This window comes from Rhodococcus sp. NPDC060176, from assembly GCF_042728675.1.
Lineage (GTDB): Bacteria > Actinomycetota > Actinomycetes > Mycobacteriales > Mycobacteriaceae > Rhodococcus_F.
This window is the reverse complement of the sequence record NZ_JBHWYS010000015.1, coordinates 20,126-33,168: the sequence shown is the minus strand read 5'-3', so window position 1 is coordinate 33,168 and position 13,043 is coordinate 20,126. Positions and strand designations below refer to the sequence as shown.

14 protein-coding genes are annotated in these 13,043 nt (G+C 62.6%); 11 read left to right on the top strand and 3 right to left on the bottom strand.

Annotated elements, in window-relative coordinates; genetic code table 11:
- The first annotated feature begins 24 nt into the window (after positions 1-24).
- From ACFWEM_RS33060 to ACFWEM_RS33030, 7 genes are all read left to right on the top strand, one after another.
- Positions 25-1,455, top strand: a complete 1,431-nt coding sequence (locus ACFWEM_RS33060) for an APC family permease (RefSeq protein WP_378539862.1) — start codon at positions 25-27, stop codon at positions 1,453-1,455.
- Between the two features lie 54 nt (positions 1,456-1,509).
- Positions 1,510-2,190, top strand: coding sequence for a hypothetical protein (locus ACFWEM_RS33055; protein ID WP_378539861.1), 681 nt, complete (start codon positions 1,510-1,512; stop codon positions 2,188-2,190).
- Positions 2,191-2,255: 65 nt separating this feature from the next.
- Positions 2,256-2,630, top strand: a complete 375-nt coding sequence (locus ACFWEM_RS33050) for a nuclear transport factor 2 family protein (protein WP_276117230.1) — start codon at positions 2,256-2,258, stop codon at positions 2,628-2,630.
- A gap of 1 nt (position 2,631) precedes the next feature.
- A complete protein-coding gene (locus tag ACFWEM_RS33045; RefSeq protein ID WP_378539860.1) occupies positions 2,632-3,588 on the top strand; it encodes an alpha/beta fold hydrolase in 957 nt (318 codons plus the stop codon).
- 33 nt (positions 3,589-3,621) lie between these two features.
- A complete protein-coding gene (locus tag ACFWEM_RS33040) occupies positions 3,622-4,578 on the top strand; it encodes an SMP-30/gluconolactonase/LRE family protein (RefSeq protein ID WP_378539859.1) in 957 nt (318 codons plus the stop codon).
- A 68-nt stretch (positions 4,579-4,646) separates the two neighbouring features.
- Positions 4,647-5,705 carry a Dyp-type peroxidase gene (locus ACFWEM_RS33035; RefSeq protein WP_378539858.1) on the top strand — a complete coding sequence of 353 codons (1,059 nt, stop codon included), beginning with the start codon at positions 4,647-4,649 and terminating at the stop codon, positions 5,703-5,705.
- Complete coding sequence (locus ACFWEM_RS33030) at positions 5,702-6,496, top strand: family 1 encapsulin nanocompartment shell protein (protein ID WP_230816233.1); 795 nt, start codon at positions 5,702-5,704, stop codon at positions 6,494-6,496. Before ACFWEM_RS33035 ends, ACFWEM_RS33030 begins: the two co-directional genes overlap by 4 nt.
- On the opposite strand, the gene ACFWEM_RS33025 is transcribed toward ACFWEM_RS33030, so the two are convergent.
- Genes ACFWEM_RS33025 through ACFWEM_RS33015 form a run of 3 tightly spaced genes read right to left on the bottom strand, consistent with a single transcriptional unit; the run spans position 6,485 to position 8,149 of the window.
- Positions 6,485-6,811, bottom strand: a complete 327-nt coding sequence (locus ACFWEM_RS33025) for a hypothetical protein (RefSeq protein WP_378539857.1) — start codon at positions 6,809-6,811, stop codon at positions 6,485-6,487. The two genes, ACFWEM_RS33030 and ACFWEM_RS33025, sit on opposite strands and share 12 nt — an antisense overlap.
- Complete coding sequence (locus ACFWEM_RS33020) at positions 6,808-7,632, bottom strand: DUF692 domain-containing protein (RefSeq protein WP_378539856.1); 825 nt, start codon at positions 7,630-7,632, stop codon at positions 6,808-6,810. Before ACFWEM_RS33020 ends, ACFWEM_RS33025 begins: the two co-directional genes overlap by 4 nt.
- Before the next feature lie 46 nt (positions 7,633-7,678).
- Positions 7,679-8,149 (bottom strand): Lrp/AsnC family transcriptional regulator, encoded by a 471-nt coding sequence (locus tag ACFWEM_RS33015; RefSeq protein ID WP_378539855.1) that lies wholly within the window; start codon positions 8,147-8,149, stop codon positions 7,679-7,681.
- A gap of 154 nt (positions 8,150-8,303) precedes the next feature.
- On the opposite strand from ACFWEM_RS33015, the gene pdhA reads away from it, so the two are divergent.
- Genes pdhA through lpdA form a run of 4 tightly spaced genes read left to right on the top strand, consistent with a single transcriptional unit; the run spans position 8,304 to position 13,037 of the window.
- Entirely contained in the window at positions 8,304-9,431 is a 1,128-nt protein-coding gene (gene pdhA / locus ACFWEM_RS33010; protein WP_378539854.1) for a pyruvate dehydrogenase (acetyl-transferring) E1 component subunit alpha, read from the top strand.
- Positions 9,432-9,433: 2 nt separating this feature from the next.
- Positions 9,434-10,438, top strand: a complete 1,005-nt coding sequence (locus tag ACFWEM_RS33005; RefSeq protein WP_378539853.1) for an alpha-ketoacid dehydrogenase subunit beta — start codon at positions 9,434-9,436, stop codon at positions 10,436-10,438.
- A complete protein-coding gene (locus ACFWEM_RS33000) occupies positions 10,435-11,658 on the top strand; it encodes a dihydrolipoamide acetyltransferase family protein (protein ID WP_378539852.1) in 1,224 nt (407 codons plus the stop codon). The genes ACFWEM_RS33005 and ACFWEM_RS33000 overlap by 4 nt, the downstream gene beginning before the upstream one ends.
- Positions 11,658-13,037 carry a dihydrolipoyl dehydrogenase gene (lpdA, locus tag ACFWEM_RS32995; RefSeq protein ID WP_378539851.1) on the top strand — a complete coding sequence of 460 codons (1,380 nt, stop codon included), beginning with the start codon at positions 11,658-11,660 and terminating at the stop codon, positions 13,035-13,037. Before ACFWEM_RS33000 ends, lpdA begins: the two co-directional genes overlap by 1 nt.
- The last annotated feature ends 6 nt before the right edge of the window (positions 13,038-13,043 follow it).

The following is a 13,043-nucleotide window of genomic DNA, read 5'->3' as shown; positions in this document are numbered from 1 at the left end:
TTCAATGGTTCTAACATCGCCGGTATGACCCATACTTCCGTCAATGCTTCACGTGATGCATCCGGCGATGACCGAACACTTCGAGGCTCGCTGGGCACCGGCTCGATAGTCCTCATGGTCGTTGCCGCAGCCGCTCCCCTGACTGTGATCAGTGGTCTTGTGCCGCTTGGTATTTCCGGTGGCAACGGTGCGGGCTTCCCGATGACTTTCGCCGTGACAACCGGTGTACTTCTGCTCTTCGCCGTCGGATTTACCGCGATGTCGCGTTACATCCCGGGGACCGGAGCGTTCTATCTCTACATCGGACATGGTCTCGGCCGAGGTGCCGGCGTCGGCAGTGCGATGTTGGCCCTCGTCAGTTACAGCACAGTGCAATTGGCCGTATACGGCTACCTCGGCCCGGCAATGAGTTCGTTGATCACCTCCTACGGTGGTCCGGAGGTGCCGTGGTGGATCTTCTCGCTCGCCTCGTTGGCTCTGGTAGCCGTCCTCGGATTTCGTCATATCGAATTGTCGGGCAAGGTGCTCGGCATCCTGTTGATCGCAGAGGTCGGGATCGTAGTCGTACTCGACGCTTTTATCATCGCCGACGGTGGTCCGGAAGGCCCGTCGACGGCAATGTTCTCTCCGTCGGAAATCTTCTCCGGATCCCCCGGCGTCGCATTGGTATTCGCGCTTGCCGGTTACATCGGGTTCGAGTCGACGGCGATCTTCCGCGACGAAGCGAAGGATCCCGCGCGGACTATCCCGCGAGCGACATACGCCGCCTTGATCCTCATCGGCGGCTTCTACGCTTTCTCCAGTTGGGCGGTTGTGACTGCCTGGGGCGACAAGGGTGCAGTGGACATTGCGGGCACTGACCCCGACGGCATGCTGATCACCACTGCCACCGACTTTGCCGGAACGGTGACAGCCCACCTGATTCAAATTCTGTTGGTGTCCAGTCTCTTTGCGGCAGTTTTATCTCTCCACAATGTCTTGGCCAGATACATCTTTGTTCTGTCGAACACCGGCGTTCTGCCGGGTGTAGGGGGGCGGACGCACCGCGTGCATGGTTCGCCGCACATCGCGTCAGTGGTGCAATCCTGCTGTGCTCTGGTACTTCTCGGAGCTTGCATCGTCATCGGTCTGGATCCGGTGACACAGATCTTCGCGTGGTTTGCCGGCGTCGCAACGGTGGGGATCGTGGCCCTCATGTTGCTCACGTGCCTTGCGGTGCTCGTCTTCTTTCATCGTACGAAGGTCGATCAGCGATTCTGGCACACCAAACTTGCCCCGAGCCTGGGACTTGTCGGGCTGATCGGATTCGCGGTCGCCATGGCCGGAAACCTCCCGCTCCTACTGGGCGGCAACGTTCTGGCCGTGGTGATGACCGGGGTACTGGTGCTCGCGTTTGTCGGTGGATTCCTCTATGCGCGACGACGGAAGCAAGTGAGCTTCGAACTCCCGTCGTGAGAGGGCCTTCGGTGAAATGATGGGTGCACCCGCACTCGAGAAAGCAGGACTCCCATGACGTTCGCGGATCTGGACGGTGACGAACTGTGGAGTTACCTGACGGAGCGTTCAGGACTCCCCGGCCCGCGCGCGAACCTCGCGCTCATGCTCGAGTTCGCGCGCGGCGCCGATGACGACGATATCCTGCAGGCGGCGGAGTCCGAGGACGAATACATCCGCTGCTGTGGGATCGTCGGGCTCGGATTCATCCTTGTTCGTTCACACGACAAGGCTGTTCTGAACAGTCTGACGGAGGCAACCACCAGTGCGTCGTGGCGTGCACGTGAAGCTGCCGCGATGGCTGTTCAAGCGGTAGGTGACGCGGATCCGGAGTTGTTGCGGACGATCATCGAGAAGTGGGCACGCTCCACCCATCCATTGACGCTGCGCGCGGCCGCTGCCGGGATCTGCGAGCCGAGGTTACTGAAGGACAAGGCCAACGCTGCGCTGGCCGTTCAGGTGTGCCGAGACGCTACCGAGTGGATCGTCTCGCAACCAGCTGATGCCCGTCGTGACGCCGACACACGGACTCTCCGGCAGGCGCTCGGATACTGCTGGAGCGTCGCGGTCGCAGCGGATCCGAAGAATGCGCTGCCGGCGTTCGTCTCCCTGGAGGCGTCGGACGACGCAGATGTCGTCTGGATCGTGCGGGAGAACCGGAAGAAGGCCCGGCTGCGCAAGGTGCTCGAAACCTGACCCGTGGATCAGAGACGTAGGTTATCCTCAGAATTAGAACCTGTTCTAACTACGAGGGGTAGACCATGGCACCGTCCGCAGAGGTAATCCGCAAGACCGTCGACGCCTACATCGAGACAGTTGCAACGGGCACTGCCGCCCAGGTTGTGGCCCTGTATGCCGAGGGTGCAACAGTCGAAGATCCGGTGGGCACCGACGTGCGCACCACCCGCGAGTCCATTCTCGAGTTCTACTCCGTGATCGAGAACTTCGACCAGGAAGCTCACCTTCAGACCCTCCGCATCGCCGGAAACGAAGCGGCATTCCACTTCTCGCTGATCACCAAGCTCGGCGAGCAGACCCTGACCATCGCACCCATCGACGTCATGACCTTCGACGACGACGGCAAGATCCTGTCGATGCGCGCATTCTGGAACCAGGAAGACATGATCACCTCCTGACATGACGGTGAAGATGATCGATGTCGGCGGATTCCGTTGGCAGATTGACGATTCCGGTTCCGGGACAGCTGTGGTCATGTGCCACGGCTTTCCTGGCCTCGGATACAGCTATCGCCATCAGTCGACAGCGTTGGCGGAAGCGGGTTTTCGGGCGATTGCACTCGACATGCCGGGTTACGGCGGCACTACCCGCCCCGACGCGATCGAGGACTACACCAACGACGCCGTCGCGAACCGGTTGATCGACCTACTCGACGCTCTCGGAATCGACAAAGCGGTGTTCGTCGGTCACGATTTCGGCGCTCCGGTCGCGTGGACCACCGCTCTGCGCCACCCGGATCGTGTTGCGGGACTGGTCTCGTTGGCAGTCCCGTATGCGCCGGACAGGTTCCCGGCCAAGCCCTCGACGATCTACGCCGCATTGGCGCGCAAGCATTTTCTGCACATTCACTATTTCCAGGAACCGGGTGTCGCGGAGCGCGAACTCGACGCCCGTCCACGTGAATTCCTTCAGCGGCTCTTTCACGCTTTGTCCGGGGCTTACCGGTACCTCGACGTCTGGAAGAACCCGTCCGAAGGCAACGGCTACCTCGACGTACTTCCCGAGGAGCCTGCGCTGCCCTGGTCGTGGCTCACCGAGGACGACCTGGACGTTTATGTAAAGACCTTTGCTGCAACAGGTTTCACCGGAGGGTTGAACTGGTATCGAGCATACGACGCCAATTGGGAACGTAGCGCGGATCTGGACGGTGCGCACGTCAATGTTCCGACGCTTTTCGTCGCGGGCGCCGAAGACCCGGTCATCGCGATGAGTGGCCCCAAGGCACTGGACCGGATGAAGGACACCGTCCCCGACCTGCGGGGTGTGCATCTCCTCGGCGGTGCGGGGCACTTCGTACAACAGGAACGCGCCGGCGAGGTCAATGAACTTTTGATCGCTTTCCTTCGATCTCTCTAGGCGAAATCGGGCAGAGGGTCTAGCGTTGCGCAGATGCGCACCCAGATCTTCGATCGCGGTATTCGTGTTGGTATCACCGGTGCTCTTGTTGCCGGTTCGCTTCTGGCTCTGGGCGTGTCCGGTGCCGCGGCCGCTCCACTCTGTCCGGGATCGTCGCCCGCGATACTCAGCGCTCAGATTCCGGGCGCGGCTCTCGAGGGTGTCACGGTGGACGGACAGGGCCGCCTGTACACGACGGACCTGGTGAGCGGGCGGATCTTCCGCGTCGATGCGCCTGGTCAGGCTGCAGTTCCGATCGCGACGGTTCCCGGCGGTGCGGGGGCGCTCGCGTGGAGCCCGGACGGTTCACTGCTGGTGGGTACCGGAGCAAACGCAAGTGTTCTGATCGGCGATCTGACGCGAGCTGCGTCGGTCGCGCGGGTCGACGTGAACTCGGGTGCAGTGACGCCGATAGCCGGTGGTCTGAGCGCTGCAAACGGCCTCGCCGTGGCGCACGACGGAACGATATACGCCACCAACGATTTCGGTTCGCTGATCGGAAAGGTCAGCCCAGGCGGTGCCGTCGATCCGGCGTGGGCAACCTTCCCGAGCGCAAACGGCGCTGCCCTGAGTGCCGACAATCGCTGGCTCTACGTCTCGCGCACGTTCGCAAACCCGGGTGTCAGCCGCATCTCCGTCGACAATCCAGGATATTCGGAGTCGTTGGTCGATCTCGGCGGTTTCGAAACCTTCTCTGCCCCAGATGGTTTGACCTTGGACTCGCGAGATCGCGCCATTGTCCCCACGGACATCAGTGGTGAGGTGTGGCGTATCGACGGCCCCGGCCAGTACTGCTCGCTCACCAGCGGACTGCAGGCGTCGAGCGTGTTGACCTACGGGCGCGGCAATTCCGGTTTCGCGGCCGGGCATCTCTACCGGGCCGGGTTCGACGGAAAGATCTTCGAGATTCCGGCGGGCTTCGACGCGGGCGCCCAGGCCGCAACACCGTAACGCGACACCCTGTCTCTACTTACCCACTACTGATGCCGGGACTGCCGGAATCGTCCATACTGGTCTGCATGGCGGAAACGAGTGAGATCGACGAGGCCGAAGTGGCCCTTCCCGCGATACCGCAGCCGTTGCTGACCCCGCTCACAGAAGCTGCGATCTTCCTGGTTTTCACCATCGACGAGGGTGGTGAGCAGGCAGTTCACGACGTTCTGGCCGATATTTCCGGGCTGCAGCGCTCGATCGGATTCCGGGTTCCCGCAGGTGGCTTGGCCGCCGTCGTCGGAATCGGTTCGGATGCGTGGGACCGGCTTTTCGACGGCCCACGGCCCGCGGAATTGCATCCCTTTGTCGAGTTGACCGGTGACAAACACCACGCCCCGCGCACGCCGGGCGATCTGTTGTTCCACATCCGGGCCCGTCAGATGGATCTGTGTTTCGAGTTCGCCACGGTCGTGACCAACAGGTTGGCCGGGGCCGCGTCCGTGATCGACGAGGTCCACGGGTTCAAGTACTTCGAGCAACGCGATCTCATGGGTTTCGTCGACGGCACCGAGAACCCGTCCGGGCAGGCCGCATACGTCGCGGTCACCGTCGGCGACGAGGATCCGGACTTCGCGGGCAGCAGTTACGTCATCGTCCAGAAGTACCTTCACGACATGTCGGAGTGGAATTCCCTGCCCGTCGAAGAGCAGGAGAACGTCATCGGACGCTCCAAGCTCGAAGATCTCGAGATGGACGACGACGCCAAGCCGGCCAACTCGCACACCGCTCTCACCGTCATCGAAGACGAATCTGGTGAGCAGATCCAGATCCTGCGCGACAACATGCCGTTCGGCCACGTCGGCTCCGCTGAGATGGGTACTTACTTCATCGGTTACTCGGCGTCGCCGACGGTCACCGAGCAGATGCTCACCAACATGTTCATCGGGAATCCCGTCGGCAACTACGACCGCATTCTCGATTTCTCCACCGCCGTCACCGGAATCAACTTCTTCGTTCCGACGGCGGACTTTCTCGACGATCCCCCGGACTTGCCGACCAGGCTCGTTCCCGAAGCGACGTTCACAGCGCCCATCTCTGACGGTTCTCTCGGAATCGGCAGCCTCAAAAGGAGTGCCCAGCAATGACAAACCTGCACCGCGACCTAGCACCCATTTCGGCAGCAGCCTGGGCCGAGATCGAGGAAGAGGCCAGCCGTACCTTCAAGCGTCACGTCGCCGGTCGTCGTGTCGTGGATGTGGAGGGGCCGTCGGGTGACGATCTCGCGGCGATCCCGCTCGGGCATCAGGTGCCGATCAATCCCCTGGCCGACGGTGTCATCGCACATGCTCGTCAATCGCAGCCGATCATCGAACTGCGGGTTCCGTTCACCATCAGCCGTCAGGCCATCGACGACGTCGAACGCGGCGCCAAGGACTCCGACTGGCAGCCCGTCAAGGACGCGGCCAAGCAGATCGCGTTCGCCGAGGACCGCGCCATCTTCGAGGGATACCCCGCAGCCAGCATCACCGGCGTGCGGGCCAGCGGTTCCAACCCGGAACTGAAGCTACCCATCGACGCCAAGGACTACCCGGAGGCCATCAGCCAGGCGATCACGTCGCTGCGACTGGCCGGTGTCAACGGACCGTACTCACTGCTCCTGAATGCAGATGCGTTCACCGCGATCAACGAGACCTCCGATCACGGCTACCCCATCCGCGAGCACCTGCGACGCGTCCTCGACGGCGAGATCATCTGGGCCCCGGCCATCGACGGCGCTTTCCTGCTGTCGACGCGTGGCGGTGACTACGAATTGCACCTCGGCCAGGACCTGTCCATCGGCTATCTCTCGCACGATGCGAACTCCGTCGAGCTGTACTTCCAGGAATCGATGACGTTCCTCATGTACACCAGCGAAGCTGTTGTCTCACTTGCGTGAGAGCTTTCGAAACCTCTGATACCAGGGCGGGCGAGGCAGTTCGCCGATGTCCTGGAGATGGGCGACAAAGGCCTGGGCATCCGAACGCGAAGACGTCTTCGGCCGTCCGTCCGCCCACGCTGTGAACAACTGAAGATAACGATCGCCGAGAGCGTGGCGCACGACCGGAAGGTGGTGCGCCACTTCTCCTGCGCGCTTTCGGAGCAGTGCCGCCGAGACAACGGCGGCATCGTTTTTGTCGAAGCCTTCGGGTAGTTCGCCACCCGCCACCAGTGCGCGAATCAGCGCTTCTTGACGCTCACCGAGCGTGCTCATGTGCGTGACCAGTCGGTGCCCGCGGTGATGCGATCCAGACCAGCTGCGTCGGCGATGGCGTCGAGCTCGTCGAGTAATTCCAGTGCCGGCGGATAGTTGCCGTCTCGCTCGAGCATGATCGCGGGATGGTGACCGGCGGCGGTGAACTGCGCAAGGAGTTCCAGGACGGCTTCGGGCACCGGATCGGTGTGCGTGTCGTGGTATTTACCGTCGCTGAGACTGCCACCGGCGATGTGGCAGTACGCAATTCGTTCGAGTGGCAGCCGGCTCAGCTCGGTCCACGGATCACGCCCGCGATTGAGAGCATTGGCGTAGACGTTCGCGATGTCGAGAACCAGCAGGGCCCCGGTTCGCTCGACGATCTCCGCGAGAAACTCCCCTTCGGTCAACTCGTCGTCCGGCCAGTCGAACAGGGCAGCAACGTTTTCGACGGCAAACGGCACCGGTAGACCGTCCTGAGTCCGGGTGATGTTGCGTACCAAGGCGTCGACGGCTTCGTAGGTGCGGGGCAGTGGGAGCAGGTGCCCGGCCTCGATGCCGCCCGCCCGCACGAAGGCGATGTGCTCGCTCGCCAAGGGGGCGTCCAGTAGCTGGGCTGTATGCGCGAGGTGATCGACCCGAGCCTGATCTACCGCCTCGGCCCCACCCAGCGAGAGCGAGATGCCGTGCGGGATCAACGGAACTCCCAGCGAGCCGAGGTGCTGAGGTATCTCGTTTCCGATGGATTCGGCGATGACTTCGCAGAACGCCAGGCCGTCTAGTTGAGCGATGATTCCGGAGACCTCGGGGCGCCAACCGATTCCCAGGCCGTGCAGGGTCATTCGAGTCACCTCCCGTGTGCAACTGCTAACGGCGACTATAGACGGATCAGGCGGGCAGCCAGTTGGGTCCCGGTCCGTTGCCCTCCTCGAAGATCAGCCATGTTTTGGTCGAGAGCACCCCGTCGAGTCCCTGCAGTTGTTCGAGAACGGTGTGGCGTAGTTCCCGGTTGTCCGGGGCACGGACCAGCACCAGAACGTCGAAGTCGCCGCCGAGAAGGGAGAAGTGCTCGACAAACGGCAGGGCCTTCAAGGACGCCGCCAGACCCCTCCACGAGTGCTGCCTGATCGAGAGCGCCACGTACGCCGAGGAGCCGAGTCCGGCCTTCTCGTGGGCGATCCGCGTCGTGAATCCGGTGATGATTTCGGCGTCCTCGAGCCTTTCGATGCGGACGTAGGCGTGAGCGCGAGATATGTGCGCCTTCTCGGCCAGCGCGCGCATGGAGATGCGGCTGTCTGCGACCAGTTCGGCGATGATGCGACGGTCGATCGCATCGAGAGTGTGCGGTTCGGTGGCCATCTGTCCATTCCTGCTTCGGTAGTCGAGTCGGTTGATGGACATATTGCTGCCCGAATCCTCATGATAAGCCGTTTGTCTTGAATCTTCGACGCCTTCTGCCATTGCGTCGCCCAAGTGCGAATACTGATGGACACAACGTCTTCTGGAGGTAGAAGTGACACTTGTCGAGCCCTTAGGGGAACTGCGCTATCAAAAGTTCCTGCCGGCCGATTCCGCGGTGCAATACCTCGACCCTGCCGGAGAACTGACGCGCAGCGAGGCCCGCTACGCAAAACCGAGCGACGATCGCCTGATCGAGATGTATCGAAAGATGTTCCTGGGCAGACGCTTCGACCAGCAGGCGACGGCGCTGACCAAACAGGGGCGCCTGGCCGTGTATCCGTCCTCGCGGGGCCAGGAGGCATGTCAGATCGCCGCAGCGATGAGTCTGGAACCGCGTGACTGGCTCTTCCCCACCTACCGGGATTCGATGGCGTTGGCCGCCAGAGGTGTCGACCCGGTGCAGATTCTGAGCATGCTTGCCGGCGACTGGCATTGCGGGTACGACCCGGCCGCACTTCGCAGTGCACCGCAGTGCACCCCGCTGGCGACGCAATTGCTGCACGCAGCGGGAGTGGCCTACGGGGAGTCCCGCCGGGGCTTGAACACCGTCGCGCTGGCGCTCTGCGGTGACGGCGCCACCAGCGAGGGCGATTTTCACGAAGCACTGAATTTTGCCGCCGTCTTCAAGGCACCGGTGATCTTTCTGGTGCAGAACAACGGATTTGCGATCAGCGTGCCACTGTCGCGCCAAAGCGCAGCACCGACGTTGGCGCACAAGGGCGTCGGCTACGGGATCGGCAGCGAGCAGGTCGACGGCAACGACCCCGTCGCGATGATGGCCGTCATGGACGAGGCAGCGCGATTCGTCCGCAGTGGCAACGGGCCGGTGATCGTCGAGGCTCACACTTATCGCATCGATGCACATACCAATGCCGACGACGCCACCCGCTACCGCGACAGCGCGGAGGTTGAAGCCTGGCTCGGACGAGACCCCTTACCGCGACTCGAAAAGTATCTGCGTGCACACGATCTGATCGACGACGCATTCGTGGAATCACTGACCGCGGAGGCCGAGGCAGAGGCCGCCACACTGCGCGCCGGCATGAATGTCGACCGCCCGCACGATCCGCTCGATCTGTTCCGGTACGTCTTCGCCGAGCAGACACCGCAGCTGCGTGAGCAACAAGCTCAACTCGAGACCGAACTTGCCGCCGAAGCCGCTGACACAGGGGGAAACTGACCATGCCCATGCTCACGATGGCTCAGGCCCTCAACACCGCACTACGGGACTCGTTGACCGCGGACGACAACGTTGTCGTCTTCGGTGAGGACGTCGGCACGCTCGGCGGCGTCTTCCGCGTTACCGACGGCCTCACCCGAGACTTCGGCGACGACCGATGCTTCGACACTCCACTCGCCGAGTCCGGCATCATCGGATTCGCAATCGGTATGGCAATGGCCGGTTTTCGTCCGGTCGTGGAAATGCAGTTCGACGCGTTTGCCTATCCGGCGTTCGAGCAGATCGCCTCCCACGTCGCGAAGATCCGCAACCGCACCAAAGGCGCGCTGTCGATCCCGATCGTCATCCGGGTTCCTTTTGCCGGCGGTATCGGCGGGGTGGAGCATCACTGTGATTCCAGCGAGGGCTACTACGCGCACACGCCCGGCCTGAAGGTTGTGGCGCCGTCCACGGTCGAAGACGCGTACTCGCTGCTACGTTCGGCAATCGAGGACCCCGACCCCGTGATCTTCCTCGAGCCCAAGAAGCTGTACTTCGCGCGAGCAGATGTCGAACTGACCGCCCGTGAGCCGATCGGTCGCGCCGTCGTCCGTCGCCCCGGTCGTGACGCGACGCTCATCGCCTACGGCCCGTCCGTGGATGTTGCACTGAAGTCCGCCGACGCCGCAGCAGCCGAGGGCCGCGACATCGAGGTGATCGACATCCGCTCGATAGTGCCGTTCGACGACGAGACGGTCACCGCATCGGTGCGAAAGACCGGACGCTGCATCGTCATCCAGGAAGCGCAAGGCTTTGCCGGCGTGGGTGCGGAAATCGCCGCCCGCGTGCAGGAGCGGTGCTTCCACCATCTCCACGCCCCGGTGCTCCGCGTCAGCGGATTCGACATCCCCTACCCCGCCCCCAAGCTCGAGCGTCACCACCTGCCCAGCGTCGACCGAGTCCTCGATACCATCGACCGCCTGCAGTGGAACGACGCTCCCGACACCCGCTGGGCGGTGACGGCGTGACCAATCAGGTATTCATGCTCCCTGACCTGGGCGAAGGTCTGGCCGAGGCCGACATCGCAGAATGGCACGTCAAGGTAGGCGACGTGGTCACCATCGATCAGATCGTCGTCGAGGTCGAGACTGCGAAAGCTGCTGTGGACGTGCCCATCCCGTTCGCCGGAACCGTGATCGAACTACACGGCAAAGACGGCGACACCCTGAAGGTAGGCACGCCGCTGATCACTGTGAGCGGCAGCGAGAGTGCGGACGTGGTCGTCTCGGCCAACCACGAGCGCTACCGCGAAGAGGAACGCGCCGGTTCGGGCAACGTCCTGATCGGCTACGGCACCAGCGAGGATGCACCTCTGCGCCGCCGCAGAACTGCTCCGTCGGTACGTGTGATCTCGCCGATCGTTCGTAAACTGGCCTCTGACAACAGTATCGACCTGGCCACGATTTCCGGATCGGGCGCTGGTGGAGTCATCACGCGCGCCGACGTCGAGGCCGGGGCAAACTTCGGCCCGGAAACGGAAACGTCACACGCGACCGACCAAAGAATCCCGATCAAGGGGCTACGCAAGGTAGTTGCCGACAAGCTGTCCACCAGCCGACGCGAGATCCCGGACGCAACAACCTGGGTCGACGTCGACGCCACCGAACTGTTCACGGCGCGTGTCGAGATCAACAAAGCACTGCCCGATTCCGACAAGATCAGCCTGATGGCACTGCTGGCTCGGCTGACCACCGCGGCGTTGGCGCAGTACCCCGAGCTGAACTCGTCGGTCGACACTGCTCGAGGCGAGATCGTCCGATACGCCCACATTAACCTCGGAATCGCTGCACAGACGCCGAAGGGATTGATGGTCCCGGTTATTCGCAATGCTGATTCTTTGAGCACCGTCGCACTCGCACAAGCACTTCGGACGTCCACCGAACTCGCTCGCGACGGCAAACTCGAACCCGCCCGCCTGATCGGCGGTACCTTCACACTCAACAACTACGGAGTATTCGGCGTCGACGGATCGACTCCGATCATTAACCATCCCGAGGCGGCGATCCTCGGCATCGGACGCATCATCGACAAGCCGTGGGTGGTGAACGGCGAGTTGACCGTCCGTAAGGTCGCACAGATCTCGCTGAGCTTCGACCACCGCGTCTGTGACGGCGGCGAAGCCGGTGGATTCCTGAGGCTGTTCGGTGACTACATCGAGAACCCGATCCGCGTCCTGGGAAGGCTCTGATGACTACCGGCGAACGGCACAGTGATGTCGTAGTCCTCGGCGGCGGTTCCGGCGGCTATGCCTGCGCCATACGCGCCGCCCAACTCGGGTTGTCGGTCACGCTGATCGAGGCAGACAAGGTCGGCGGAACGTGCCTGCACCGCGGATGCATCCCGACCAAGGCACTGTTGCATTCCGCCGAGGTTGCCGACTCTGCACGCACCAGTGAGCAATTCGGAGTCCGTGCATCATTTGACGGCATCGACATCGCACAGGTTCACGACTACAAGAACGGGACAGTCGAGCGGCTGTACGGCGGCTTGCAAGGATTGCTGGCGCAACACAAGGTCACCATCGTCAACGGATCCGGGACGTATGTCGGTGGGCGACGCATCGACGTCGACGGAACCCGCTACACCGGAACGTCGCTCGTTCTGGCTACCGGCTCGTATCCGCGGCGGCTCCCCGGCATCGAACTTGGCCGACGGATCCTCACCAGTGACCAGGCACTCGAACTCGACCAGGTGCCCACCAGCGCAACAGTGCTGGGTGGCGGTGTCATCGGCGTCGAGTTCGCAAGCCTCTGGCGCTCCTTCGGTGCCGAAGTGACCATCGTCGAGGCACTCCCCCGACTGATCGCCGCTGAGGATCCGTGGTCGTCGAAGCAGCTCGAACGGGCCTATCGTAAACGCGGAATCGTGTGCAAGACAGGTACAAAGATGGTTTCCGCGAAAGAAGCAGCTGATTCGGTCCGCATAGAACTAGGCGACGGAACAATACTCGATACCGACGTATTGCTGGTCGCCGTCGGCCGCGGACCCCGCACGAGCGGTATCGGTTTCGCAGAAAACGGAATCAGTCTCGAGAAGGGATTTGTCGTCGCCGACGAACGACTCCGTACGGCCGTGGACGGTGTGTACGCGGTCGGGGACATCGTGCCCGGTCTTGCATTGGCGCACCGCGGCTTCCAGCAGGGAATCTTTGTGGCCGAACAGATTGCCGGCAAGGATCCGATACCGGTCGCCGAACATCTGATTCCCCGCGTGACGTACTCACATCCGGAAGTTGCATCAGTCGGACTCGGCGAAGATGCGGCGCGCACGCAGTACGGCGACATCTGCACCGTCGTCTACGACCTGGCGGGTAACGGCAAGAGTCAAATCCTGCGGACCACCGGAGGAATCAAGGTGATTCGCAGCGGAACGAAAGGCCCAATTGTCGGCGTCCACTTGGTGGGAGATCGCGTCGGCGAACTGATCGGTGAGGCGCAGTTGGCCGTTGCCTGGGAGGCACTTCCCGACGAAGTGGGGCGTTTCATCCACGCACACCCCAGCCAGAACGAAGCGTTGGGCGAGGCCATGCTCGCACTCGCGGGAACACCACTGCACGCGCACAACTGACCCCGA

Excerpts from the sequence above, each read along its gene's own strand:
- ACFWEM_RS33025 (WP_378539857.1), bottom strand. The coding sequence starts at position 6,811 with ATGAGCACGCTCGGTGAGCGTCAAGAAGCGCTGATTCGCGCACTGGTG.
- ACFWEM_RS33030 (WP_230816233.1), top strand. The coding sequence starts at position 5,702 with ATGACAAACCTGCACCGCGACCTAGCACCCATTTCGGCAGCAGCCTGG.
- lpdA (WP_378539851.1), top strand. The coding sequence starts at position 11,658 with ATGACTACCGGCGAACGGCACAGTGATGTCGTAGTCCTCGGCGGCGGT.
- ACFWEM_RS33045 (WP_378539860.1), top strand. The coding sequence starts at position 2,632 with ATGACGGTGAAGATGATCGATGTCGGCGGATTCCGTTGGCAGATTGAC.
- ACFWEM_RS33005 (WP_378539853.1), top strand. The coding sequence starts at position 9,434 with ATGCCCATGCTCACGATGGCTCAGGCCCTCAACACCGCACTACGGGAC.
- ACFWEM_RS33015 (WP_378539855.1), bottom strand. The coding sequence starts at position 8,149 with ATGGCCACCGAACCGCACACTCTCGATGCGATCGACCGTCGCATCATC.
- ACFWEM_RS33050 (WP_276117230.1), top strand. The coding sequence starts at position 2,256 with ATGGCACCGTCCGCAGAGGTAATCCGCAAGACCGTCGACGCCTACATC.
- ACFWEM_RS33035 (WP_378539858.1), top strand. The coding sequence starts at position 4,647 with ATGGCGGAAACGAGTGAGATCGACGAGGCCGAAGTGGCCCTTCCCGCG.
- ACFWEM_RS33055 (WP_378539861.1), top strand. The coding sequence starts at position 1,510 with ATGACGTTCGCGGATCTGGACGGTGACGAACTGTGGAGTTACCTGACG.
- ACFWEM_RS33060 (WP_378539862.1), top strand. The coding sequence starts at position 25 with ATGACCCATACTTCCGTCAATGCTTCACGTGATGCATCCGGCGATGAC.
- ACFWEM_RS33040 (WP_378539859.1), top strand. The coding sequence starts at position 3,622 with ATGCGCACCCAGATCTTCGATCGCGGTATTCGTGTTGGTATCACCGGT.
- ACFWEM_RS33020 (WP_378539856.1), bottom strand. The coding sequence starts at position 7,632 with ATGACCCTGCACGGCCTGGGAATCGGTTGGCGCCCCGAGGTCTCCGGA.